This window comes from Paenibacillus baimaensis, from assembly GCF_025567575.1.
Genome location: NZ_JAOQIO010000094.1, coordinates 90,538 through 115,453, shown reverse-complemented (window position 1 = coordinate 115,453; position 24,916 = coordinate 90,538). Strand labels below are relative to the sequence as shown.

Annotated in this window: 21 protein-coding genes; 8 read left to right on the top strand and 13 right to left on the bottom strand. The window is 45.3% G+C overall.

Translation table 11 applies throughout. The features are described from left to right. Both OB236_RS24155 and OB236_RS24150 read right to left on the bottom strand, forming a co-directional pair. A complete protein-coding gene (locus OB236_RS24155) occupies positions 1-1,845 on the bottom strand; it encodes a helicase-associated domain-containing protein (protein WP_262686270.1) in 1,845 nt (614 codons plus the stop codon). Next, on the bottom strand, positions 1,842-3,539 hold the full coding sequence (locus tag OB236_RS24150; RefSeq protein ID WP_262686269.1) for a DNA repair helicase XPB: 1,698 nt from the start codon (positions 3,537-3,539) through the stop codon (positions 1,842-1,844). Before OB236_RS24150 ends, OB236_RS24155 begins: the two co-directional genes overlap by 4 nt. Positions 3,540-3,704: 165 nt before the next feature. On the opposite strand from OB236_RS24150, the gene OB236_RS24145 reads away from it, so the two are divergent. Beyond that, entirely contained in the window at positions 3,705-4,220 is a 516-nt protein-coding gene (locus OB236_RS24145) for a thermonuclease family protein (protein ID WP_262686268.1), read from the top strand. 56 nt (positions 4,221-4,276) lie between these two features. Here OB236_RS24145 and OB236_RS24140 read toward each other — a convergent pair whose 3' ends face one another. The 3 genes from OB236_RS24140 to OB236_RS24130 all read right to left on the bottom strand — a co-directional run bounded on the left by OB236_RS24140 (position 4,277) and on the right by OB236_RS24130 (position 7,331). Further along, complete coding sequence (locus OB236_RS24140) at positions 4,277-5,443, bottom strand: Gfo/Idh/MocA family protein (RefSeq protein WP_076236005.1); 1,167 nt, start codon at positions 5,441-5,443, stop codon at positions 4,277-4,279. Between the two features lie 169 nt (positions 5,444-5,612). Then, positions 5,613-6,050, bottom strand: a complete 438-nt coding sequence (locus tag OB236_RS24135; protein ID WP_262686267.1) for a CBS domain-containing protein — start codon at positions 6,048-6,050, stop codon at positions 5,613-5,615. 117 nt (positions 6,051-6,167) lie between these two features. Continuing rightward, positions 6,168-7,331 (bottom strand): amidohydrolase, encoded by a 1,164-nt coding sequence (locus tag OB236_RS24130; RefSeq protein WP_262686608.1) that lies wholly within the window; start codon positions 7,329-7,331, stop codon positions 6,168-6,170. A gap of 207 nt (positions 7,332-7,538) precedes the next feature. On the opposite strand from OB236_RS24130, the gene OB236_RS24125 reads away from it, so the two are divergent. Together OB236_RS24125 and ftsW are read left to right on the top strand one after the other, a co-directional pair. Beyond that, positions 7,539-7,886, top strand: a complete 348-nt coding sequence (locus tag OB236_RS24125) for a YugN family protein (RefSeq protein WP_076236003.1) — start codon at positions 7,539-7,541, stop codon at positions 7,884-7,886. A gap of 13 nt (positions 7,887-7,899) precedes the next feature. After that, a complete protein-coding gene (ftsW, locus tag OB236_RS24120) occupies positions 7,900-9,069 on the top strand; it encodes a putative lipid II flippase FtsW (protein ID WP_262686266.1) in 1,170 nt (389 codons plus the stop codon). Positions 9,070-9,127: 58 nt separating this feature from the next. On the opposite strand, the gene OB236_RS24115 is transcribed toward ftsW, so the two are convergent. Next, positions 9,128-9,511, bottom strand: coding sequence for an Asp23/Gls24 family envelope stress response protein (locus OB236_RS24115; RefSeq protein WP_076236001.1), 384 nt, complete (start codon positions 9,509-9,511; stop codon positions 9,128-9,130). A 193-nt stretch (positions 9,512-9,704) separates the two neighbouring features. Between OB236_RS24115 and cax the strand changes: the two genes are divergently transcribed. Next, positions 9,705-10,751, top strand: coding sequence for a calcium/proton exchanger (gene cax, locus OB236_RS24110; protein WP_076236000.1), 1,047 nt, complete (start codon positions 9,705-9,707; stop codon positions 10,749-10,751). A 74-nt stretch (positions 10,752-10,825) separates the two neighbouring features. Here the strand turns inward: cax and OB236_RS24105 are convergent, their stop codons facing one another. From OB236_RS24105 to OB236_RS24090, 4 genes are all read right to left on the bottom strand, one after another. Then, on the bottom strand, positions 10,826-11,113 hold the full coding sequence (locus OB236_RS24105; RefSeq protein WP_076235999.1) for a DUF1507 family protein: 288 nt from the start codon (positions 11,111-11,113) through the stop codon (positions 10,826-10,828). 156 nt (positions 11,114-11,269) lie between these two features. Beyond that, positions 11,270-11,518, bottom strand: coding sequence for an HPr family phosphocarrier protein (locus tag OB236_RS24100; RefSeq protein ID WP_076235998.1), 249 nt, complete (start codon positions 11,516-11,518; stop codon positions 11,270-11,272). A 97-nt stretch (positions 11,519-11,615) separates the two neighbouring features. Further along, on the bottom strand, positions 11,616-12,731 hold the full coding sequence (locus OB236_RS24095; RefSeq protein WP_262686265.1) for an aminopeptidase: 1,116 nt from the start codon (positions 12,729-12,731) through the stop codon (positions 11,616-11,618). A 37-nt stretch (positions 12,732-12,768) separates the two neighbouring features. Further along, positions 12,769-13,356 carry a TVP38/TMEM64 family protein gene (locus OB236_RS24090; protein ID WP_262686264.1) on the bottom strand — a complete coding sequence of 196 codons (588 nt, stop codon included), beginning with the start codon at positions 13,354-13,356 and terminating at the stop codon, positions 12,769-12,771. Between the two features lie 326 nt (positions 13,357-13,682). Here OB236_RS24090 and rpsD point away from each other — a divergent pair, with 326 nt between their 5' ends. After that, positions 13,683-14,282, top strand: coding sequence for a 30S ribosomal protein S4 (gene rpsD / locus OB236_RS24085; protein ID WP_076236022.1), 600 nt, complete (start codon positions 13,683-13,685; stop codon positions 14,280-14,282). Positions 14,283-14,401: 119 nt separating this feature from the next. On the opposite strand, the gene tyrS is transcribed toward rpsD, so the two are convergent. Then, positions 14,402-15,658: a tyrosine--tRNA ligase gene (gene tyrS, locus OB236_RS24080; RefSeq protein WP_262686263.1), complete on the bottom strand. Its 1,257-nt coding sequence runs from the start codon at positions 15,656-15,658 to the stop codon at positions 14,402-14,404. A gap of 526 nt (positions 15,659-16,184) precedes the next feature. Here tyrS and OB236_RS24075 point away from each other — a divergent pair. Then, entirely contained in the window at positions 16,185-19,481 is a 3,297-nt protein-coding gene (locus OB236_RS24075; protein WP_262686262.1) for a transglycosylase domain-containing protein, read from the top strand. 101 nt (positions 19,482-19,582) lie between these two features. Here the strand turns inward: OB236_RS24075 and acsA are convergent, their stop codons facing one another. Next, complete coding sequence (gene acsA, locus OB236_RS24070) at positions 19,583-21,307, bottom strand: acetate--CoA ligase (RefSeq protein ID WP_262686261.1); 1,725 nt, start codon at positions 21,305-21,307, stop codon at positions 19,583-19,585. Positions 21,308-21,577: 270 nt separating this feature from the next. Here acsA and OB236_RS24065 point away from each other — a divergent pair, with 270 nt between their 5' ends. Both OB236_RS24065 and OB236_RS24060 read left to right on the top strand, forming a co-directional pair. Continuing rightward, entirely contained in the window at positions 21,578-22,213 is a 636-nt protein-coding gene (locus OB236_RS24065) for a GNAT family N-acetyltransferase (RefSeq protein ID WP_262686260.1), read from the top strand. Positions 22,214-22,241: 28 nt separating this feature from the next. Further along, on the top strand, positions 22,242-23,420 hold the full coding sequence (locus OB236_RS24060) for an acetoin utilization protein AcuC (protein ID WP_262686607.1): 1,179 nt from the start codon (positions 22,242-22,244) through the stop codon (positions 23,418-23,420). Between the two features lie 108 nt (positions 23,421-23,528). Here the strand turns inward: OB236_RS24060 and OB236_RS24055 are convergent, their stop codons facing one another. Continuing rightward, positions 23,529-24,911, bottom strand: a complete 1,383-nt coding sequence (locus tag OB236_RS24055; RefSeq protein WP_262686259.1) for a glycine--tRNA ligase — start codon at positions 24,909-24,911, stop codon at positions 23,529-23,531. Positions 24,912-24,916 lie beyond the last annotated feature (5 nt).

Genomic DNA, 24,916 nt, shown 5'->3' with positions numbered 1-24,916 from the left:
TCAATATTTCTCGTATATTCCTGGTACTATGATCCGCATTTCTTCACAATCACTGAAAAACAAGTTAATTTCATTTCCATGTGGCACCTCAAAGCCCGTTATCTTCCAGCTCGCATCAACTTCCTGAAGCGTTCTTGGAATGATTACTCGATCTATCCCGTTACCGCGGATCTGAAGCGATGTTTTCCATTCCATAGCCTTCAGCGTGATCTCCCTTCGGGTACTCGAATGGTATGTTCGATATTCCTTCATCCAAGCCGCTGGAACCGCACGAAGCTCTGGATACAGCTCTGCTAATGAGGGCATCTGAAGTTCCATTTCCAATTGGATAAAAGAATGGCGTGAATCCAGAAACCCTGTTCTATGGGTAAACTGTGGGTATACATCCATCTCAGGTATGGCTAACTCCGATGTGTCCATTATTATGTCCTTATCGATTTCAAACACACCTGCCTTAAATCCAAGCTCTCCCGCCCACTGGTCGATTGTAAATTGCACATGTTCTGGAATACCATCAGCGGAATGTCGTTCAAGAAAAGCAAGAATGTATTCGACTCGTCGCCCCGTTTGGATACCACGCAGTAAGCTCTTCTTGGTTATATGATAAAGGGACATTGAGTCCGTATATCGATGATCAGCCACGGCTGATAGCTCCCAGCGTACGGCAAACCCGACATTGGGCGGAACCAGCACTTCAAAGTCCGGCTGAATATACAAATATGGTTCCGACTCATCCTTGTTTACGACCGCAGCCAGAGGATGTTGACTCCAACGATAACAATGTACCTGTTCCTGCCTACTAACACCCTTTTCCAGCCAGCCGAACGCCAGTAATGGATCAAGCCAACCTACTTCTAATTGCTCCACAAGCATTTCATCATGGAGAACTGAGTTTATCGGTATAACTTCACAATCCTTTAGCCATCTTAAAATATCATCTCCACTTATCCATTCCTCATTCGGCAGACGCTCCAACCAAAGAACGGCATGCTGCAGCCACGACTCTGCGGGGAACATCAGCTCCTTCCATAACAGGTACAGTCGTTTATTTTGCTCTGCTTCACTTGTGCGCAGCCAGCGTCTGGTCTCCTCAGCCTGAAGCACGAGCTCCTCGTCCTGCTGCCGGACAATTTGCAGCCTGATCATGAAATCCAATATAACCGCAATTGATTCACTATACACATTCATATAAGCATACTTAATTCCGCATGCTTTGAATGTATCATCATGGAGGGGAAGCAGTTCTTTCCATTTGTGCAAGGTTCTTTTGGACAATGTGCCGCTTTTGGTCAGCTTCATTTCATTCTGGCTCATATATACCATAGATTGAAATATATTGTGGGCAAGCCCCGTTCCACCTTGATCTGTCAGCTCGATATCTTTATCTTTCATTCGTTCTTTTCTCATGGGTGCAAGATGTTCATCACCATGCTCAGATAACCTTTCTTGATCAGGATTCCACATAATCTGCTGCCACATCGCCAGCCCATCACGAGCCATAACGTACAGCTGCTCTCCCCACGATTTACGGAATGCGTATAGAAATCCCTTTTCAACAAGCAGCAGCAGTCCAACCCGAGCTTCAGCTCCAGACATTAAAGAATGCGTAATCCGCTCAAGCTTGGGCCAATCAAAGGGCTCACAGCCTACATGGGTGACAAGCAGCTGCAGCAGGCGGCGTTCCCTTTCGGACAAATGCCCGTATATCGACTTCATGATTTCGATATCGCTCCAAATGGTCACAAGTTGGTATCCTTGCTGAATCCATGGTGCATAAATGCGTTCGATCTCCAGCTTTTTTATAAAACCCGGCTCCATTCGACCCAGATAATATGAATGGTTCATAATCGAACGACCTCGGACTGCACGGATTGCCAGGACTGAATTCGGTAACGATACCCCTGCTCGACCAAAAACAACTGACGGTTCAGCGCGTAATCCTGCTCTTTGGTGTTATCTGAAACAATCGAGTAAAAAAAAGCCTCATTCCTATTTGCTTTGGGACGTAAAATCCGACCAAGCCGCTGCGCCTCCTCCTGCCGCGAGCCGAAACTGCCCGAAATTTGGATCGCAACCGCTGCATCCGGCAAATCGACAGCAAAGTTAGCCACCTTCGATACAATAAGCACCCTTATCTTACCATTTCGAAACTTTTCAAACAGCTCCTCACGTCTTTCCTGAGAGATCTCACCGTAAATCAAAGGAACCTGCAGGATATCAGATATTTGCTTGAGCTGTTCGATATATTGCCCGATAATAAGGACCTGTTCGGTCGAATGCCTCTTTAATAGTTCTTGAATAACGTCATATTTGGCGCTGTTCATGCTGGCCAATCTCATTTGCTGCCTCGACCCTGAGACATCATACCGCACCCTCTCGGCCTCAGTTAGCTCTACACGGATTTCATAACAGTTTACAGAGGCAATCCAGCCCTTGCCCTCCAATTCCTTCCAAGGCATGTCGTATCGCTTGGGACCTACAAGTGAGAACACATCCTCTTCTCTGCCATCCTCCCGAATGAGGGTAGCTGTCAGCCCAAGCCTTCTTGTCGCTTGAATATTTGCAGTAACACGAAAGACAGGAGCCGGCAGCAGATGCACCTCATCATAGACGATCAATCCCCAGTCACGTTTATTGAACAGATCCATATGCACAAACAAATCATCCTTAGACTTCCGGTAAGTCAAAATTTGATAGGTGGCAATTGTAATCGGCCGAACCTGCTTGATCAAACCGCTATATTCCCCAACCATATCCTCCGTTACGTTCGTTTTATCTAGAATTTCCCGCTTCCATTGCTTGACCGATGTACTATTCGTCGTAAGAATCAAGGTAGCGCAATTAAGCTTACCCATTGCTGCAATACCTATGAGTGTCTTGCCCGCCCCGCAAGGCAGCACCAGCACGCCGCTTCCTCCAAGCGTACTACCTTCCTGGTAAAATGAATCGACAGCAACCTGCTGGTAATCCCGCAATTCAAAAGACTGACCCTGTTGAGTGGAATGCTTTAGATTTATGGGCAGTTCTTCGCCACGAGAATAACCAGCCAAGTCCTGTACAGGGTAACCCAGTTTGATTAATTCCTGCTTCAGTACGCCCCGAAATGTCGAAGAGAATCGCAGTGTTCGCGAATCAATCTGACACAGACCATAGGAGCGAAGTGATCTATATGACACCATTTCTTTAATAGCATCCACATCATCAGAAACTAACAGCAGGTCCTCGCCCAAACTTTCTATTCGCACTAACCCGTAACGTTCAACGAATCTCCGTATATCCTGCTTAACATGTACAGATACACCGAATTTTGCGTACTTATCCAGAAACTCAACGATTTCCGCTGTCGTCATCCCGGCCGCTGCCGCATTCCATAGAGATAGCGCAGACATCCGGTAGGTGTGAATCGCTCCTGGAGTCTTCACCAAATCGGCAAACCGGGTCAACATAATTCGGACCTGTTCCGAATCAGGATGACGTGCTTCAAGAAGCACCGTAAAATCGTTTTGCACAACTAGCGGCTTTTTCGAATCTATCTTCATGTGTTCCCTCCCGTCCATCTGGCTTTCGTTTGCAAAGCCTATCTCATCTAGTATGAAAAAAAAGGGAATAAAATAAACATCTTTTCTCTTTACAAGCAATTTCTTCAGGCTCTACAATGAGGAACGGAGCAGAATTAGATAAATACGAACTGCATAGGGGGACTCATGAGACAACGATCAATCATACTGGCTTTATTACTTTGTTTTATCCTCATCACAGGATGCCAGCAGCAAGAGCAAGCGGCTTCCTCCGAGCAAAATCGTCAGCAAGTTAAAATCGAACGCGTGGTCGATGGCGATACACTGGAGATTCAGCTGAACGGCAAAAAAGAGAAATTAAGACTGATTGGCGTCGACACGCCCGAGACGAAGAAACCAAATACACCAGTCATGTTTTATGGTGAAGAAGCCTCGAACTATACGAAGAAACGTCTTGATAAAAAAACAGTAGAATTGGAATGGGATGTTGACCGCAAGGATCAATACGACCGACTGCTCGCTTATGTGTGGGTTGGGGACGAGTTGTTCAATCGCACTTTGGTAAGCGAAGGTTACGCACGAATAGCGACCTTTCCACCAAACGTGAAATATGTGGACTTGTTCAAAAAGGCTCAGGAGGAGGCACGACAAAAGCAAAAAGGTTTATGGAAAAATTACGAGGCCGCATTTGAAAAAAGGTGACCAGGAGGGAGCAATCCCACCAGTCACCTTTTGTTATTGAGCGTATAGAATGTAGATTAATGTGTGCCTTTAACGTCCAATTGCAGTTCCTTGGTTTCCTTAACCAAAGTAGAGCTTTTAATACGTTCCTGCAGCTTCTCATAATACAGGTCTTCATTGATTGGCAGATCTACCCAATTGTCAGTCCATGACGACAAGTGCATTGCATTGGATAACGTCAAGCCTTTAATACCCTCTTCACCAGGAGCCAACAGCTTGGTTCCTTTTAGGATATGGTCAACAAAGTTTTGTGTAATACCCTTATGTTGTGGTCCTGGAGCTCCTATTACAGGAACTTCACATTTCCAGCATTCAGGAGAACCGAAGCCACCTTTAAACTCACGGTTAAAGTCAGGCTCGGATTGACGCAGGCGCCAGAAGGTCAGCTTGTCATCTTCGATCACGATTTTACCGTTGTCGCCGCTAACTTCGTAACGATTTGTTCCTGGTGCTTCGCCTGTCGTTGTCACGAACAGCCCTGTAGCACCATTTTCATATTCTACGTACGCCGTTACATCATCTTCAACCTCAATGTTACGGTATTTACCAAAGCCGCAAAACGCTCTTACACGCTTCGGCATCATATCAACAGTCCACTGCCACAAGTCCAGCTGATGCGGATCCTGATTGATAAGAACACCGCCGCCTTCTCCAGCCCAGGTTGCACGCCAGCCGCCTGAATCATAATAGCTCTGGGAACGGTACCAATTGGTAATAATCCAGTTCGTACGGCGAACTTGACCAAGTTCACCAGAAGTAATTAAATCTCTCAGCTTTTGATAGAGTGGATTGGTACGCTGATTGAACATAATACCAAATGCCTTATCGGATTTAGCCGCAGCCTCATTCATTTCACGAACCTGCTTCGTGTATACGCCAGCCGGTTTTTCGACCAGAACGTGGTACCCATGAGCAAGTGTTTGAATAGCGGATGTCGGATGGTCATAGTGCGGAGTTGCTACTATTACAGCATCGAATGCTTTGGATGCGAAAAATGCCTCCGCGTTATCGAACAATTGAATATTTGCATTGCCATGATGGGCTCTAACCCATTCGAGTCGGGTTGGGTCTGTATCCACAATGGCGGTCAACTCGGCGCCATTTACTTGGCCTTTGGTCAAGTAATCGATATGGCTTTTTCCCATGTTGCCTACACCGATAATACCGATGCGTACTTTATCCATTCGTATTTCCCTGCCTCTCATTTAAATTAAAAAGAATAATTGTAAGCATTTTCTTGCACTCGTTTATTATACCTTGCACACGTTAACATTACAACAAAAAAAACGTTCCCCCTTCACAATCAGGGAGAACATTAGTCTTCACCAAATGTTGAATAATAGCAGAGTTAAGTTAAATCTTCACTTTTTCTTTTTCAGAAATCTGGTTTAAAGCTTCGCCAGCTTCATCAGCGAATTTGTCTCTTACAGCAAGGTCACCAATCGATACGATCCCGACCAGCTTTCCGTTGTCCACAACAGGTAACCGGCGAATTTGCTGCTTGGCCATCAGCTTGGCAGCCTCGTCGATTGTTGTTTGAGGAGTTGCACTTGTAATTTGCGTGCTGCTCATCACCTTTTCAACTGCTGCTGAGCCTTCTTTTTTCTCGGCCAAGCCACGAATGACAATATCCCGGTCGGTGATTACACCAATTAATTTAGTTCCTTCAACGACGGGTATGAATCCAGTATCCTCCTGCTTCATCTTTACCGCAACTTCATACACGTTATCCTTTAGCGTGACCGTAGCAAATTGCTTTGTCATGATGTCTTTTATTAGTGATGCACCCATGCGAATTACCTCCAGGAGTATAGTCTGACGCAAGCTGGTTTATTATCAACAAAAAACACCCTGCTCCCGCCGCAGACATAGATTTCCCCGAACTGTCCATTCCCATTCGATTAACCTCTAACCATTCTGACAATCCATAACCATTGCAATAAATAAGCGAGCTGCGTCTCTCATCGAGCTTTCATCAATATCAAATTTAGGGTGATGATGCGGATGAATGATTCCTTGTTCCGGATTACCCGCACCCACAAACATAAAGCAGCCCTTACGCTCATGTAAGTAATAAGCAAAATCTTCTCCAGCCATAATGAGTGGTGAAGGTTTCACGGGAACAACCTTTTCTCCGGCCCGCAGAAATCGGTTCGCCTCACCCTCATCGTTGACAACAGGCGGATAGCCCATTTTATAATCAAAGCTGTACTCCGCCCCATACATCTCACAGGTTTGTCCAACAATTCTTTCCATCCTGTCTTTTACATCCAGACGAAGCTCAGGATCATAAGTCCGCACGGTTCCATTCAAAGCGGCGGACTCAGCAATCACGTTAAAGCTGCTTCCACTATGAAAAGAGCCTACAGAAACAACACAGGGCTCCGTTGGGCTCACGCTTCGACTCACTATGGTTTGCAAATTACCGACAACCTGGGAAGCGATGACGATACTGTCGATCGTTTGATGCGGAAGCCCTCCGTGCCCACCCTTGCCTTTTACCACGATTTCAAACTCATCTGCCGCGGCCATCATCGGACCCGGTTTGGAATAAGCACTGCCTACAGGAAATGGTGTCCACAGGTGAATTCCGTACACATAGTCAACCCCATCCAGCGCGCCTTCCTTGATCATATTTATCGCACCGCCGGGACTTTGTTCTTCTGCAGGCTGAAATATGAAAACAACATCACCCTTAAGAACCTCTGGATGCTCAGACATTACCTTGGCCACACCTAACAAAGTAGAAGTGTGCGCATCATGACCACAGGCATGCATAATACCTTTATTTTTTGATGCGTATTCACAGGTTTTCTCATCCTGAATAGGCAGTGCATCCATATCAGCACGCAGGGCCACTGTAGAGCCATTGCCATTTCCCTTTAAACGGGCAACAACACCATGCCCACCGACATGGGTACGAACCTCCAGTCCCCACTGCTCCAAGTGCTGTGCCACAAAGGCCGCTGTCTGCTGTTCATAGTAGGACAACTCCGGATGCTGATGTAAATAACGCCGCCAGCTGATCATCTGGGGAACGAGAAGATCTATCGCTTGCAATAAAGATTCCATCATCTGATACCTCCGGTTTGTTAGGATGTTCCTATTTTATCAAAAAAGCCAACAGCTTTCATCTATGTGTCACAAGAACTTCAAATTTTATTGTCATGAAACCTTCACAAGTAGCAATAGGCTTGCACAAGTTTGGGAAACATACTATCATGAATAAAGGATTATAGAGATCGTTTTTCTGCGAAAAACTTTTAGGAGGACTTTACAATGATTATTGAAAAAAACGGTTTATTAGGACTTAAAAGCGATTTGGCTCATTTAGATGATGTTTCATCCAAATTAGGTTTTGTTCGTTGGCAGTGGGAATATACGCGTGCAACTTATGACTTGAAGCTGGTCGACAAAACAGATCAAAGCGAATATTTTTTGCGAATCAATACTCGCACAGAATCCGGCAAGCTCGAATCCCCTTATGCCATTCTTTACATAGAGCATATTTATATTGGAAGGGCTACATTCCCGCACGGTCTGGATTATCAATCACCCGTACCGGATAGCATCATGAAAATTGCAACACAAAAGCTTACACAGCTAAAAACCGAATTGTCCTTGTAATGGGCAGGGCCTCATGACTTCCCAGCGAAGAGGAACACCGGATTTTCTGCTGCTTTTTTTAGCCTTTTCCTTAGTATGCTTCGGATTAGCCATGGTTTTCAGTGCCAGCATGGCCTACTCGCGTTATGATTCCGTTACGGCTACTATGCTCAATGATCCGTCGTATTTGGCGATCCGCCAGGCAGCCGCGATCGCATTGGGCACGGTAGCCATGTTTTTTTGTATGAATATTAATTATAATGTTTTGAAAAAATGGATTGGTCCAGCATTTATCATAGTCGTTATTATGCTGGTGCTGGTTCCTATTTTCGGAAACAAAGTAAACGGCGCTCGAAGCTGGTTCGTAATTGCCGGTTTCGGGATACAGCCGGCCGAATTTGCCAAGCTGGCGGTCATTCTCTATTTGGCTGCCTTAATCAGCAAAAAAGATGAAAAGTTTCGAAGCTTTAAAAAGGGTCTGCTTCCTGCGTTGACAATTGTCGGCTTTATATCAGCCTTAATCCTTCTCCAGCCCGACCGCGGCTCGACAATGATTCTTGTTCTCTGTGCTACCATCGTGATAATAGCCGGAGGAGCCAATTTAAAGCATATCTTTTTGTTAGGCGCTGCAGGTGCATTTGTGATGTCGATCGGTGTTGCGATTTATGTTATAAAAACCAAATTGAGCGGTCAAAGCTATCTTTTGGATCGGTTTACCTCTTTTATGGACCCCTTTGCAGATCCACTCGACACTGGCTACCAGTTGGTACAATCTTTGTATGCCTTTGGCCACGGCGGCATCTCCGGTGCAGGCTTTGGACAGGGCATTCAAAAGCTGCATTATCTTCCTGAAGCTCATAATGACTTTATATTCTCTATAATCGGGGAAGAGCTTGGTTTTATTGGGAGCTCCCTGTTTATTCTCATTTATTTGGCATTTCTATGGAGAGGCCTGCTCATAGCCATTCGTTGTAATGAACTATTTGGAACCTTGGCAGGGGTTGGAATTATCGGCATGATCGCCATACAAGCACTTATCAATCTGGGCGGGGTTACGGGGAGCATTCCCCTGACAGGTGTTACTTTGCCTTTAATCAGCTATGGAGGCTCATCCATGCTGGTTACGCTCATCAGCCTCGGCATTCTTCTTAGTATATCCCGGGAATATAATAAGCCGGAAAAGGAAACAAAAAAGAGAGCCTAGATTCGTGCAAAGGCTCTCTTTTTGTGCGGCTTCTATGCCAGTCCATTGATCGATTTGATTACTTCACTCGAAGTGCTTCTTCCACATGTACTTCTTCTTCGCGGAAAGCAACCCCTTCAACCTTCACATTAACTTCGACAACGGATAATCCTGTCATGTTTTCAACGGCATCACGAACGTTCTGCTGCAGCTCGCTGCATACTTCTTGAATCTTGGAGCCATAATTCACTATAACACGTAAATCGATGGCAGCCTCTACTTGACCTACTTCGACCGAGACACCTCTTTGCACATTTTTACCACTCAGTCTTTTAGCTAACCCTTCAGAAATGCCTCCCGACATCGCAGCGATCCCGGAAGTTTCCAACGCAGCTAAGCCTGCGATTGTTGAAACAACATCATCTGAAATGCGGATAATACCTGTTTGTATTTCTTCGGACATATGGATCACTCCTTAGTGGGTTATATTCATATTGTAATGACTTCCTATAGGGAAAGCAACTTTATTCGGACAAACTTCGGCTTATTTTGCACTGTACGTACACGATACTGCATGTTTACGGAATCCCTTAAAATGGGTATAGTAGAATAGGTTTTATTGTTTACAGGTATACTTTAGGTAAAGGGGGATAAGCATGAAGCGTCATTTTTTTACCATTGGGCTGATTTCCAGTTTTTTGCTAAGCGCAGTGGCCCATTATTCAGGGATATTCCCTTCTGCCGTGCAGCTAGCATTTTCTTGTATCGCTATCATCTTTGTTGCGGGATTTCTCGGTAAAGCTACAGAAAGCGTGGCCCACTATGCAGGGGAACGGGTTGGAGGGTTTTTGAATGCCACTTTTGGTAACGCAGCTGAACTGATTATTGCCTTTTTTCTGGTCAAGGAAGGTAAATTCGAGATAGTGAAAGCTAGCATTACCGGTTCTATTATTGGCAATCTGCTGCTGGTTCTCGGTCTTAGCCTGTTAATCGGAGGATTGAAGTACAAGGAACAGAACTTCAATATCAAGCTGGCAAGCCATAATGGTTCCTTGATGCTGCTTGCTGTGATTGCCTTGTTTGTTCCAGCTGCTTTTGCCAGCTCTCTGACAACCATTAAAATGTCCACCCTCAGCATAACGGTCGCAGTCGTGTTGATAGCTGCTTACTTGCTCTGGTTGTATTTTTCGATGGTTACCCACAAGAATGAGCTTGCGGATGAAGCTGTAGAGCATGGTGAGCCAGCCTGGTCCAAAGGATTATCAATTTTCTTTCTGGTTCTGGCAACGGCAATGGTTGCTGTACAGAGCGAGTGGCTTGTCGGAACTCTGGAAGTATTCACACATCAGTTTGGATTATCAGAACTATTTGTCGGTGCCTTCGTTATTGCGATTATCGGTAACGCCGCCGAGCATAGTGCTGCTATCATGCTCGCTCGCAAGAACAAAATTGGTGCCGCTGTAGAAATTGCTGTCGGCAGCTCCTTACAAATAGCCCTTTTTGTTGCTCCTGTGCTTGTGCTCATTTCTCTGTTTTTTGGTAAAACCATGGATATCGTATTCACCACATTCGAGCTCGTTGCCATTGGCGTTGCGGCGATTATCGCTAAATCCATTTCCCAGGACGGGTCGACCAACTGGTATGAGGGCGTGCTCTTGCTAGTCGTTTATTGTATACTGGGCATCGCATTTTTCCTCGTATAAAATTACATACCATCTGCCAGTCTGCTGTGTGGCAGCTCATTTCAAAAAAAAGAGCAACCTTCTGTATAGGAAGGTTACTCTTTTTTGCTTAATGCCTCGTACAGTTCAGCCAAATTCCTCTCGAGCTTGATCAAAATTTGCTTCCCTGTTATTTCTGAGATCAATTCAGCACGAATGGCAAAGTCAATTTCCCTTGACAAGCCGTACATCTGTGTATCTAACACCTCTTCATACAAAGGGCATTTGCGCGTGGTCAAATTCTCCATCTGTACTTCGATGAGCTTTTCGATTTTATCAGCATCCTCTTGAAGAAGAAGAAATGCTTTCTGTGATAGGCTGAGTAACAAATCGGATGATGACATCGAGCTTCCCCCCTGAACGAACTTCATAGCTTAATATTAGTCGAAAATGTCCCAATACACAAGAGAGTCGTCCATCATCTTCTCTGATAATCGTCCAAAATGGAGCATTTAAAAGAAAAAAGCAGCTCCATCCTAGGATGGAAGTGCTTTTGACCATTATTCTTGGATACTGTTAATTTGCAAGTTATGCTTAGCGAACACTTCTGCCATAGCTTTCTTAGCATCTTCCGCGTCAGGACCGTGCACATGAAGATCATAATCACTGCTAGTCAATAAAGTCGTGAACAATCCCAGAATACTTTTAACATCGATGTACTTGTTCTCATACTGTAAAACAATGGATGATCTGAATTTGTTAGCAGTTTGGGAAATTTCAACGATTGCTGCGTTATTGGCACTTGACATTTTGAATCCCTCCATATGTATCAGCGACATCAAAACAACTAAAAATAAATCGCTTTCTTTCTTTGATTTTACCTCGGATAACCGCAAATCGCAACTACTATTTCAAATGCTCAGGATTTAACCCTTCCAGCTCCTGGATCACAAAACGGCCATTCTTACGGATCAGCACATCGTCAAAATATATTTCACCACCGCCATATTCAGGGCGCTGTATCAATACAAGATCCCAGTGAACGGATGAGCGATTTCCATTGTCAGCCTGCTCATAAGCCTGCCCTGGAGTAAAGTGAAGGCTCCCATCAATCTTTTCATCAAACAGAGTGTCCTTCATTGGAGTTAATATATGAGGGTTGAAGCCCAGACTGAATTCTCCGATATAGCGCGCCCCTTCGTCCGTGTCCAGCACCTGATTCAAGCGCTCGGTATTATTACTTGTGGCCTCCACGATCTTGCCATTTTCAAAACGGAAAACAATTTGCTCAAAGGTAACTCCTGATTTTACACTTGGAGTATTATAGGAGATCGTTCCGTTGACTGAATCGCGAATGGGCGCCGTGTAAACTTCACCATCTGGAATGTTCCGTTTGCCACAGCATTTGACCGAACCGATGCCTTTAATCGAAAACTCAATGTCCGTACCCGGCGATACAATCCGTACACGGTCCGTCCGGTTCATGAGCGCCTGCAGCGGGTCCATCGCCTTCGACATCTGTGCGTAATCCAAATTGCATACATCAAAATAAAAATTTTCGAATTTGGCTGTACTCATTCCGGCGAGCTGCGCCATCGAAGCATTGGGATATCTCAGGACGACCCAACGTGTCTTCTTGACCCGCTGCTCCAAATGTATCGGTTTGCGATAATAGAGGTCATACAGCTTCATCTGCTCCTCAGGTACATCCGACATTTCACTTACATTAGAGCCCGCACGAATGGCCACATAACAGCTCATATCCTGCATACGCTTCAGATCCAACTCTGCCCAATGCTCAATCTGCTCTCGGGTTATCGAACGCAGCATCGCGCTTTGCACAACAGGATCTATCAGTTCAACATATGGAAGACCTCCTCTAGCGTATACCTCTTCTACCAAGCAACTAACGATCTCCCTTTCCGAACCGATCATTTCTATCAATACTTTCTCCCCTGGCTGAACATCCAGAGAATATGTAACAAGGTTTCGAGCCAACAATTCCAAACGCGGATCACGCATACCTATCATCTCCTTTTAATTATGAACCTAATAATTCTTATGTTCGTTCATCACTGCCAAGCCACTTTTTCTTGCAGATATGACCTACAAAAAGCAGGAACACAAAAATGCCCAGCATAATCAACAGACGTATTTTATTATGTTGAAAATGTAGCAAATCATGCCCAATAAATGATTCCAGTAAAATCATGGGAAGCTTGCCCACAATTGTACCGAGAACAAAATCCATAGTTTTCACACGCATTACAGCAGCACCCAGATTAATGCCGAACGACGGAATAACCGGAATGATCCGGCTGATTGTGATGTATATAAAACCGTGATACTCGATCTGTTTATTGAATTTTTGAATATAAACATGATTGGCGATCTTCTTTTCGACCCAAGCACGTCCATAATTTCGAGCTAGCCAAAATTCAGTTATGGCTCCAAGAACAGCCATCACATAGTTCACGACAAAGCCTAACCATAAACCAAATACAAGAACATTCACTCCTGCAACCACGACAAAAGGCATAAAAGGAACAACGGGTTGAACAAAAGCAAGCAGCGCCCCCAGAAAATGTCCCCAGAGTCCCCACGCCTCCAACAGGTCGGATACATGCTGGACATTCCACTTTCCCAATGCAATCCCTCCTGTTAGCATAGTGTAACATTTTATTGAATTAAAATAAATCGGTGCGCCACTTGACATAGAGGGGTGTCGTCTTATAAAATAGGAAGTCGAGAACGTACTTAGCCTAAATTGTATTTAGGTTAGTCGTTTATGGTGGAAGACATGTGTTCACCCTCACCGATTTTGTTGCTAGCAGGACAGCGGCTGTGACTCCTGACAGATGCCGAGCGATCCCTTTCGCTTATGGCTTCAAACAAAATTGGGCACATGCTTCACCCGAAGAAAACCTACAAACAAAAATTAAATCCATTAATGGAACGAAGGAGCTCGTATACATGTCACGCTACACAGGCCCTAAATTTAAATTAAGCCGTCGTCTGGGTATTTCCCTAAGCGGTTCCGGTAAAGAATTGAAACGTCCTTTCCCTCCAGGTCAACATGGCCCAGGACAACGCAAAAAATTGAGCGGTTATGGTATTCAGCTTCAAGAAAAGCAAAAGCTTCGCCACATGTATGGTATGAACGAGAAGCAGTTCCGCAACTTGTTCGACAAAGCAAGCAAACAACAAGGTATCTCAGGTGAAAACTTCATGATCTTGTTGGAAAGCCGTCTGGACAACCTTGTTTACCGTCTAGGCTTTGCTCACTCCCGTGCAGGAGCTCGCCAATTGGTCGCTCATGGTCACATCACTGTTAACGGTAAAAAAGTAGATATCGCTTCTTACACACTAAGCATTGGTGATGTAGTTAGCCTTCGTGAAAGAAGCCGTAACATTGCTTCCGTTAAAGAAGCTTTGGCTAACCGTAACTACTTGCCTGCTTATGTTGAATATAACGAAGCTGCTCAAGAAGGTAAATTTACTCGTTTACCAGATCGTTCCGAGCTTCCACAAGAAATTGACGAAAAGCAAATCGTCGAGTTCTACAGCCGTTAATTCTTTATTTCAATCAGATACAAAAAACTGGATGCCAAGGCATCCAGTTTTTTTGTTCATCTTCAACCTACTCGACTATCTTCTAAATTAAGGATTAGCTTGAATTTGTATGACTTGTATCAGCCCAGCTTAATTTTAGCAAATTTACGCTTACCCACCTGAATGATATCGTCTTCCTGCAAAGTAAGGTTGATGTTCAAGTCCTCGATTTTTTGCTCATTAATCTTGACTCCGCCCTGCTGTATGCTGCGACGAGCTTCACTGTTTGAAGCAGATAGTCCCAGTGTTACCAACAGCTTTATGATACCGATTTGACCATCTTCCATAGCGTCTGCAGCTACTACAAATTCCTCAATATCCTCGGGCAGCGCGCGCTGTTGAAATACGGTAACAAAGTGCTGCTGTGCCTCGCTTGCTGCTTGCTCTCCATGATACATGCTTACAAACGTACGCGCCAGTTGCATCTTGGCATCACGGGGGTGAACCTTGCCGTCAAGCAATCCTTCTTGCAGCAGCTTCAGATCTTCATTACTCATGCTTGTTGCCAGCTCATAATATTTGGGCATCAGCTCGTCGGGAATAGACATGGCTTTTCCGTATATTTGATTGGGCTCCTCATCGATTCCGATGTAATTACCTAGGCTTTTGCTCATTTTATTAACACCATCAAGCCCTTCCAAAAGAGGAGTCATAATGGTTACCTGAGCTGTAACGCCATATTCTTTTTGCAGCGTACGTCCCATCAGCAAGTTAAATTTCTGATCCGTTCCTCCCAGCTCTACGTCACTTTTCAACGCAACTGAATCGTACCCCTGCATCAGCGGGTAGAAAAATTCATGAACATGGATGGCTTGCCCCGTTGCATAACGTTTGGAAAAATCGTCCCGTTCCATCATACGTGCTACGGTAACTTTAGCTGACAGCTGGACAACATCTACAAAGCTCATCGGCCCAAGCCACTCAGAGTTGTAGTAAAGCTGGGTTTTGTCAGCATCCAGAATTTTGTAGATTTGCTTCTGATATGTCTCAGCGTTACGTTTGACGTCCTCTTCGGTCAACTGCTTGCGTGTTTCCGATTTACCTGTCGGGTCACCGATACGCCCTGTGAAATCCCCGATGATCAACTGCACTTGATGTCCCAACTGCTGGAACTGTCGAAGCTTATGCAGAACTACCGTGTGACCGATATGAATATCGGGAGCAGATGGATCTAAGCCCAACTTTACTTTCAACGGTTTGCCTGTGACCACAGACCCGATAATTTTTTGTTTAAGCTCATCCTCCGGTACAATTTCGACTACACCGCGACGAATCCACGACAGCTGCCTTTCCACTTCCTGCTGCTGCTCTGCTGTTAGCTCTTCCCATTTTGCCATGATTTGCTGCCTCCTCAATGTTATGCATACATACAAAAAAAGCCCTCTCATCCACAAGGGACGAGAAGGCTATTGCTCGCGGTACCACCCTAATTAAAGCCGGCACTAAAGCCTGCAACAAACGCAGCTTTGCCTAAGCTTTCACTCGACAACGATAACGGGTCTAACCCGACAGAAAGCTACTGACAGTGAGAATGTCTCGACAAAATCTGAGCATCATTCCATGCGTTCCCTTTCCCTGCTCCGGACGGTAATTCGAATAAGATCAAGTATCGGTTCGCACCACCCACCGACTCTCTGCCAAGCTATGTACCTTATTCTACTGATGTACGAGCTCTGTGAGGAGCCAATTCAAAAGTCCATCAATGCATTTTCCATATATGGTTACATGATTTATATCATAACCTCATTGCGTTGTCAAACATAATACCGAAGTAATTGTCGAACACTAGTGTCCATCGTGAGTTCCTTTGTGGTATAATAAACCACGTATGTCGTTCCAAAATCGGGAGGAATTGTTATCGGTATGGAGATGGAAATGGAGAAAAAGAAATCTACAGCTTGGCATGTAATATGGAGTATCGTCAAATATACGCTCATCACCTTCAAGTGGATACTGATCATTTGCGTAATAGCCGGATTTTTGGGAGGCGGCGTGGCCTTTGGTTATGTCTCCGCACTCGTCAAGGAAGAACCTATCCGAAGTAAGGAATCCATGACCGCACAGGTTCAGGAAAACGCACTCTCGGGTTTTGTTTATTTCAATGATGGCTCCATTATCGGGCAGCTCCGTGGAGAAGAAGACAGGCTTATGGCCAAGCTCGAAGACATTCCTCCACAAGTTATTGATGCCGTCTTTGCCATTGAAGACAAAAATTTTTACGAACACAATGGAATAGACTTTAAAGGAACAGCAAGAGCCATTTATCAAAAGCTGATGAAGCAAGATATTCAAACAGGAGGCAGTACGATAACCCAGCAGCTCGCACGGCGTGTGTTTTTGACGCTAGATCGTGAGGATAGCCGGAAAGCCAAGGAAATCTTTTTGGCGATGCGGATGGAAAGACTGATGTCGAAAGATGAAATCCTGCTCGCTTATTTGAACAAAATCCCTTATGGGAATGGTTCGTCCGGTTACAACGCATACGGGATCAAAGCGGCAGCCAAAGGGATATTCAATATCACTGATTTGAAGGAGCTTAACATCGCCCAAGCTGCCTATTTAGCTGGTGTCCCTCAGCTTCCAAGCAATTATTCTGCATTTTCAAGTAAGGGACAATTCGACGGAGCTGCGTTCAAACGTGCTACTACCAGACAACAGCTCGTACTGCGGCGTATGCTGGAAGAAAACAAGATCAATCAGCAGCAATACCAGGAGGCACTTGATTTTGACCTGCAGGGTTCATTGGCAGAACCGGTTAAGAAGGCTTACTCCACCTATCCGTATCTGATGATCGAAATGGAAAAGGCTGCAGCCAAAGCGATCCTCTCCGTACAGGATCCGAAGCTGAGCGCACAGCCGAATTCCGATGCTTACAATGAAGCTTTGAGAAATACCCAATCCCAATTAGGGCGGGCAGGCTACAAGATTTACACGACGCTCGACAAAGACATTTACGAGTCCATGCGGGATATTGCCGAAAATCCGGACAATTTCACTCCAGAGGACCCTGTTAAGGGTATAGAACAAATCGGAGCTGTTATGATGGATTCGAAGAGCGGGGCTATTCTTGGCATGATGGAAGGCCGTGACTTCTTTACAGAGCAAATGAATCATGCTACTCAAGCTTACCGTCAACCAGGTTCGGCAATGAAACCAATTGCTGCTTTCATTCCCGCTATGGAAAAAGGTGCCATACAGCCTGGTTCGATTATTGACGATGTTCCTATACTCTTGAAAGACCGAGGCAGCTATCATATACCTGAGAATTGGGATAACCAGTTCCATGGTTTAATTACAGCACGCAGAGCCTTCAATCAATCCTATAATATACCGGCCATCAAAATATTTTTGGATATTGTCGGCATTGAGAATGCGTGGGATTTGGCCAAAAAAATGGGGATTACATCCATTGCCAAAGAAGATTACTCCGCACAAACAGGCGTTATTGGCGGTATGCGCAATGGAGTTTCGGTTAAAGAATTAACGAACGCCTACAACACGATTTCCAATAAGGGTGTTCATAATGAAGCGTTCATGATTCAACAAATTACCGACTCCACAGGAAAGGTTATTTATGAGCATGAAGCCAAACCGACTCCTCTATTCTCTGAGCAGACTGCCTATCTGATGACAGATATGATGCGAACGGTCGTTACGGCTGGTACAGCAACAGATTTGATGAGCAAATTTAAACAATATGGAAAAATCGCTATTGTTGGTAAAACGGGCTCAACACAGGATGATGCTGATGCCTGGTTTATGGGCTACACACCAGATATTACATTAGGTGTCTGGGCCGGCTACGATTCTCCAGTTCACAAACTAAGCAGTCGCACAGGAGGCACCTCGCGTGCCAAGAACATCTGGGCGTTAGTTATGAATGAAGCTATAAATAAAAAGCCTGAATACTTTCCAACCAAGACATTCAAGCGGCCAGAAAATATTGTTGAAATGACGGTTTCCGGATATTCAGGAAAGCTTCCGAGCGCAGCATCATCCAAATCCGGGAAGCTGGTAACTGATTTATTCAACAGAAAGTATATTCCCACTGTTGAGGATAATGTATTTATAAATCTATCAATTATTCCATTTAATGGAATTAACTACATTGCTCAGGAATCAACCCCTGCCGAATTCGTGACCGAAAAGACGGTAATCAAACGCGAAAAATCTGTCAGTGGGATTCTCAAGCAAATTCAGGAAATTATGCAAAAGGTCTCACCTGATCGTCGTCGTTCCATTGATCATTACCGTCCCATTGATTACGAGGATGATGCACCAACAGAGAATGATCCACGGGTTGATGACGGCAAGCCACCTGTCTCACCCATCACAGTTGTGGCAACTCGTGCAGGTGATACAAGCGTTATTACATTTCAAGCTAGCAGCAGTCCGGATACCGTTGGTTATCGTCTATACCGTTCTCTCAATCGCGGTCCTTTCGAGCGTCTTGGCGGCAAAATTACATTTGCAGGCGAAGAAACCAAATTTACAGATCAGGCTGCAGGAAATGGTGTATTCGGATATTATGTAACTGCAGTGGATGTTGGAGGTCAAGAATCGGCTCCAAGCAAAGCCTCCTTTACAGATGGTTCTATTGTGGATCCTTTGTCGCTCATTCCTGACGTGTCTGGAGCTATTCTGCCACCTCCTTTAACAGGCAGTCCTACAGGAGCTACTTCAACAGGCGGAAACACGGCAACAGGCTCAGGTACGGCTACGCCAGGAACAGGGAATGGCAGTAACAATGGTGCAGGTAAACCAGGAACAGGCACCGATGGAGCAGCCAATCCAGGAACAGGTACTAACAACAACGGCACCAATAATGGTGCAGCTCCAGGTACTGCGAATCAGGGAGACTCTTTATTTTCTCCAGGACCGCCACTAGCAGTTCCCGAAACACCTTCAGGCATGTCCATCAAAGCGGTTGAAGCTGGCCTGGTTATAAGCTGGAAAGCTAATGCAGCCAAAGACAAGGTTAAACAGTACACCATTTTTTACAGCGACAAAGAAACCGGTGCTTACAGCAAACTTGGCACAATAAGCAGCGGTACGGAATTCCGATATTATGCGGCAGTTTATGATGGCTTTTATAAGATAGCAGCTACGAACGATTTAGGTGAATCGAAGCAGTCGGCTGCAGTCAGATTCAAAAAGTAAATGAACAAAAATACCCTTTCGCGATCAATGTTCATGTAGATGAACTTTAGATCCGAAAGGGTATTTTTATTGTAAAACGATTCAATATCAAGCGAATGCTATTAATCTTCTATCGTTGACAAGTCTCCGGTCGGCAGATTCAGTTCCCAAGCTTTAAGAACTCGACGCATTATTTTGCCGCTGCGTGTTTTGGGAAGCTTATCTTTGAATTCAATTTCACGAGGCGCTGCATGTGCCGACAGCCCTTCTTTTACAAACTTGGATATTTCCGCCTTCAGCTCATCAGAGGCTGTGTAGCCTTCACGTAATGCAATGAATGCTTTAATAATTTCACCGCGCATCGGGTCTGGTTTACCTATCACTCCTGCTTCAGCTACGGCCGGATGCTCAACCAGCTTGCTTTCTACTTCAAACGGACCTACCCGCTCGCCTGCGGTATTGATGACATCATCCACACGACCTTGAAACCAAAAGTAACCATCTTCGTCATAATAGGCGGAGTCGCCCGAAATATACCAGCCCGGGATACGGAAGTATTCTTCGTATTTGGCAGGGTTGTTCCAGATTTTACGCATCATGGAAGGCCAAGGCGTCTTAATTGCCAAATTGCCCATCCTGTAAGGAGGAAGAACATTGCCGGAGTCATCAACAATTGAAGCTTCAATACCTGGAAGCGGCTTACCCATAGAGCCTGGACGTATAGCCATGCAAGGGTAATTGCAAATTAATTGCCCGCCCGTCTCCGTCATCCACCATGTATCGTGAATACGTTGGTTGTAAACCTTTAATCCCCAACGAACCACTTCAGGATTTAACGGTTCTCCTACACTCAGTACATGGCGAAGCTTAGATAAATCAAAGCTTGTGGATACCTCATCCCCAGCTCCCATTAGCATTCTAAAGGCAGTTGGAGCACTATACCAAACCGTTACACCGTATTTCTCCAGAGTACGATACCAGTCCTGTGGACTGAAGCGACCGCCGCGAATAACATTGGTAGCCCCATTCAACCAGGGACCGAATATTCCATAAGAGGTGCCCGTAACCCAGCCTGGGTCCGCTGTACACCAATATACATCCGCTTCCTGCAAATCAAGTACTACGCGGCCGGTGTAGTAGTGCTGCAGCATCGCATTATGCGCATGAAATACACCTTTGGGCTTGCCTGTTGATCCTGAAGTATAATGAATCAATAAACCATCCTCACGGTTCACCCACTCGATATCCAACTGGTCTGTCGCTTGCGCCATCTCCTTGTGGAAATCGACTTGTCCCTCGGATAGCTCAAGATTATCGCCTACAATAATAATATGCTTCAAATCGGGAAGCTCAGCTACAGGGATTCTCGATACAAGCTGAGGTGTTGTGACGATGGCAATGGCACCACTATCCTGCAGACGATCTTTAACTGCGGTTTCCATGAAGGCTTCGAACAACGGGCCTACCACTGCACCTACTTTAATGGAGCCAAGCAATGCAAAATAGAGCTCAGGCGTGCGCGGCATAAAAATAAATACACGCTCTCCCTTGGTGATGCCGAGCTTGCGCAGTACGTTCCCAAACCGATTGGATTGCTCCTTCATCTGCTGATACGTATAGGATTCTTCACGCTTGTCATCACTGTAATGAAGAGCAATTTTATCCTTTCTGGAGGACTCGGTGTGTCTGTCAATGGCCTCATATGCGGCATTTACATTACCCGTAGTCGACCAGGTAAACTGTTGTTCAATCTGTTCCCAACTGAAATTCGCACGTTCCTGTTCATAATCTTTCATATTCGATGATGTCGAAACAGCTTCAATACTCTCAATATTCGTATGATCCATATCAAGTGCCTCCTGAATTTTAACGATTGATCTCGATAAAACGCTTACAAGCCCCTTATCGAAGCGATAGCTTTTATACAATGGCTATTATACCATATCCCGTTTTATCCGACTAACCCTTCTTGCACAAAATTTTGGGTTACCTATATACTGCGTCTCTCCCGTGCAGTTGGCTCGGCCTGACAGCTTCCAAGAAACTACCACACATGCTATAATCTGCGATAAGGTAACCTATGAACCTCGCTTTATCTCTGAAAGGAGAAGAACGGCATGCAGCATATAAAAATATACCATTCGCAGCTTGTCCCAAGCAGCAATTCTTCTTCGATTGTTGTAGAAGGCCCTGTTCCGCCTGAACAATTAGCGCAATACCGGATGCATCCCGACCTGGATGCGTTTCGACGTCCTCCCGAGCAGTTCATTGCTCTCGTTGAAATCGCTGAGCTTCCAGAAGGCCGCATCATTGTATCAAGGATTGAAGATCTCATCATTGGTTATGTAACCTTTCATTATGCAGACGAAATGGAACGCTGGTCACAAGGTCATATGGAGGATCTAGTAGAATTAGGAGCTATCGAGGTTGCCGATGATTATCGTGGACTTGGACTCGGAAAACGTATGATCCGACTTGCCTTTGAGGATGGCCAACTGGAAAATGTCATTACTTTTACTACTGAATATTATTGGCACTGGGATCTGGAAAAAAGCGGGTTGAATGTGTGGGATTACCGCAAAATGATGGAAAAACTGATGCAGAGTGTAGATATGGTCTGGTTTGCTACGGATGATCCCGAAATATGCTCACATCCCGCAAACTGTCTGATGGTACGTGTAGGTAAACAGGTGCCATTGACTTCCGTTGAGCAGTTTGATCGTGTCCGATTTCAACAACGTTTTATGTACTGATTTGTATCCATACCCGGGGGCGTAAATGATGACGATTCCAGCTTTTTTTATTTATGATGAAAGTGAAACGGGATATCGCTTTAATGAGGATCATCCCTTCAATCAAAAGCGGCTGACGCTGACCGTTGATTTGCTGCGTAGTCTGGATACGCTGCCTGATCAAGCTATATTATCTCCTTCCGCAGCCCTTGATGAGCAGCTGTTAGCCGTTCACAGCGCTGACTATGTAAGCGAAGTAAAATTACTAAGTGAAGCAGCGCCAAACCCGGAGGCCGTTAATCAGGCCAGTCGTTACGGACTTGATACGGAGGATACGCCTTTTTTTCAGGGTATGCATGCCATAACCTCGACAGTGGTTGGAGGCTCCCTCCTGGCTGTCGATACCGTAATGAGCGGACGCTCCTCGCATGCCTTGCACTTGGGAGGTGGACTCCATCATGCACTATCAAACAAGGGAGCCGGCTTCTGTGTGTATAATGATGCGTCTGTAGCCATTGAGCATGCCAAGAAGCAGTACGGCGCCCGTGTGCTGTATATCGATACTGACGTTCATCATGGCGATGGCGTACAGTGGAGTTTTTACACCGACCCGGAAGTATGCACCGTATCCATCCATGAAACCGGAAAATATTTGTTTCCCGGGACTGGTGCTGTTAATGAACGTGGTGAAGGCATTGCATTCGGAACTTGTATCAATATTCCTTTGGAGCCTTATACTGAGGACGCCTCATGGCTGGAATGTCTGGAGGAGATTCTTAACAAGGCTATCGACCATTTCAAGCCCGATCTGATCGTGTCCCAACATGGCTGTGATGCCCATGCATTTGATCCCTTGTCCCACATCCACTGCAGCATGAATATTTACAAAGCGATGCCGCGGCTGATCCATCGGCTTGCCCATCAGTATTGTGAGGGGCGTTGGGTAGCGCTCGGCGGCGGCGGATACGATATCTGGCGGGTCGTTCCTCGTGCCTGGAGTCTCCTCTGGCTTGAAATGAACGATCATCCGCTGATTGGCCAGGTAGAGCAGGACCCAACGCTAAAACTGCCATCAGCCTGGCTGTCCCAGTGGCAAAACGAGTGCCCTGTCATACTGCCTACTACCTGGCTGGATTGTACAGATGAGTGGGAACCCATGCCACGCCGTCATGAAATCACATTGAAGAATCGCCATATCAAGGAATTAGCTGCGCTTTATTTACCTTGATCAACAGTATGCTGCAGGATAATGACGACTTCTGTTATTCAAAAAATTAAGCCCGCATTCCATAAGTCGAATGGAAGCGGGCCTTTGTATTTTCTTTATTGCTGCAGCTTAAAACTGGATCTTTTCTTCGATAAACGCCTTCAGCTCGCTGATCGGCATTCTTGTTTGTTCCATCGAATCGCGGTGACGCACGGTCACTTGACCATCCTGCTCGGAGTCAAAGTCGTATGTGATACAGAAAGGTGTACCAATCTCATCGTGACGACGATATCTTTTACCGATTGAACCTGATTCATCATAATCAACCATGAAATGTTTGGATAGCCCCTCAAACACGCTCTGAGCACCCTCTGAGAGCTTCTTGGACAGTGGGAAGATTGCTGCCTTAATCGGCGCCAAAGCGGGATGGAAGCGCAATACCGTCCGGCTGTCATCGCCTTCCAGCTGCTGCTCTTCATAAGCATCAATCAGAAATGCCAGTGTAACCCGGTCAGCCCCAAGTGAAGGCTCGATACAATAAGGAACATAGCGGTCACTGCTCTCTTGGTCGATATAGTTAAAATCCTCGCCTGAGTGCTGCATGTGCTGCTTCAGATCGTAGTCGGTACGGTCTGCAATGCCCCACAGTTCTCCCCATCCAAAAGGAAACTTGAATTCGATGTCCGAAGTTGCATTACTGTAATGAGACAGCTCATCATCAGAATGATCTCTCATACGGATGTTGTTTTCTTTCAATCCAAGATTGAGCAGCCATTGGAAGCAATAGTTTCTCCAGTACTCAAACCACTGCATATCTTCGCCAGGCTTACAGAAAAATTCAAGCTCCATTTGCTCGAACTCGCGGGTACGGAACGTAAAGTTACCTGGAGTGATCTCGTTACGGAAGCTTTTACCGATTTGTCCAATACCGAACGGGAGCTTCTTTCTCATCGTACGCTGTACGTTTTTGAAATTAACGAAGATGCCTTGTGCCGTTTCCGGACGCATGTAGACAACATTCGAGCTAGCTTCAGTAACACCTTGAAAAGTTTTGAACATCAGGTTGAACTGACGTATTTCCGTGTAATCAAAAGCACCGCAATCCGGGCATACAATATGGTGCTCAACCATCAAAGCACTCATTTGATCGAACGACAAACCGTCGACAACCATTTCAATCCCTTTTGCATCTAAGGCATTTTCAATAATTTTATCCGCGCGATGGCGAGCTTTACACTGTTTACAGTCGATCATAGGATCATTAAAGTTACCTACGTGACCCGAGGCCACCCATGCTTGTGGGTTCATCAGAATTGCTGCATCCAAGCCTACGTTGAATGGAGATTCCTGAATAAACTTTTTCCACCAGGCTTTTTTGATATTATTTTTCAATTCAACACCAAGCGGACCGTAATCCCAAGTGTTGGCTAATCCGCCATATATCTCTGATCCCGGGAAAATAAAGCCTCTATGTTTAGCTAAAGCTACAACCTGTTCCATGCTAACTGTCATGATTC

What these genes read in the sequence shown, in the direction of transcription:
- ftsW (WP_262686266.1), top strand. Translation starts at nt 7,900, where the DNA reads ATGACTTCCCAGCGAAGAGGAACACCGGATTTTCTGCTGCTTTTTTTA.
- OB236_RS24135 (WP_262686267.1), bottom strand. Translation starts at nt 6,050, where the DNA reads ATGGGTGCATCACTAATAAAAGACATCATGACAAAGCAATTTGCTACG.
- OB236_RS24115 (WP_076236001.1), bottom strand. Translation starts at nt 9,511, where the DNA reads ATGTCCGAAGAAATACAAACAGGTATTATCCGCATTTCAGATGATGTT.
- OB236_RS24075 (WP_262686262.1), top strand. Translation starts at nt 16,185, where the DNA reads ATGGAGATGGAAATGGAGAAAAAGAAATCTACAGCTTGGCATGTAATA.
- OB236_RS24065 (WP_262686260.1), top strand. Translation starts at nt 21,578, where the DNA reads ATGCAGCATATAAAAATATACCATTCGCAGCTTGTCCCAAGCAGCAAT.
- tyrS (WP_262686263.1), bottom strand. Translation starts at nt 15,658, where the DNA reads ATGGCAAAATGGGAAGAGCTAACAGCAGAGCAGCAGCAGGAAGTGGAA.
- cax (WP_076236000.1), top strand. Translation starts at nt 9,705, where the DNA reads ATGAAGCGTCATTTTTTTACCATTGGGCTGATTTCCAGTTTTTTGCTA.
- OB236_RS24060 (WP_262686607.1), top strand. Translation starts at nt 22,242, where the DNA reads ATGACGATTCCAGCTTTTTTTATTTATGATGAAAGTGAAACGGGATAT.
- OB236_RS24055 (WP_262686259.1), bottom strand. Translation starts at nt 24,911, where the DNA reads ATGACAGTTAGCATGGAACAGGTTGTAGCTTTAGCTAAACATAGAGGC.
- acsA (WP_262686261.1), bottom strand. Translation starts at nt 21,307, where the DNA reads ATGGATCATACGAATATTGAGAGTATTGAAGCTGTTTCGACATCATCG.
- OB236_RS24145 (WP_262686268.1), top strand. Translation starts at nt 3,705, where the DNA reads ATGAGACAACGATCAATCATACTGGCTTTATTACTTTGTTTTATCCTC.
- OB236_RS24095 (WP_262686265.1), bottom strand. Translation starts at nt 12,731, where the DNA reads ATGCGTGATCCGCGTTTGGAATTGTTGGCTCGAAACCTTGTTACATAT.
- OB236_RS24140 (WP_076236005.1), bottom strand. Translation starts at nt 5,443, where the DNA reads ATGGATAAAGTACGCATCGGTATTATCGGTGTAGGCAACATGGGAAAA.
- OB236_RS24155 (WP_262686270.1), bottom strand. Translation starts at nt 1,845, where the DNA reads ATGAACCATTCATATTATCTGGGTCGAATGGAGCCGGGTTTTATAAAA.
- OB236_RS24150 (WP_262686269.1), bottom strand. Translation starts at nt 3,539, where the DNA reads ATGAAGATAGATTCGAAAAAGCCGCTAGTTGTGCAAAACGATTTTACG.
- OB236_RS24100 (WP_076235998.1), bottom strand. Translation starts at nt 11,518, where the DNA reads ATGTCAAGTGCCAATAACGCAGCAATCGTTGAAATTTCCCAAACTGCT.
- OB236_RS24105 (WP_076235999.1), bottom strand. Translation starts at nt 11,113, where the DNA reads ATGTCATCATCCGATTTGTTACTCAGCCTATCACAGAAAGCATTTCTT.
- OB236_RS24125 (WP_076236003.1), top strand. Translation starts at nt 7,539, where the DNA reads ATGATTATTGAAAAAAACGGTTTATTAGGACTTAAAAGCGATTTGGCT.
- OB236_RS24130 (WP_262686608.1), bottom strand. Translation starts at nt 7,331, where the DNA reads ATGGAATCTTTATTGCAAGCGATAGATCTTCTCGTTCCCCAGATGATC.
- rpsD (WP_076236022.1), top strand. Translation starts at nt 13,683, where the DNA reads ATGTCACGCTACACAGGCCCTAAATTTAAATTAAGCCGTCGTCTGGGT.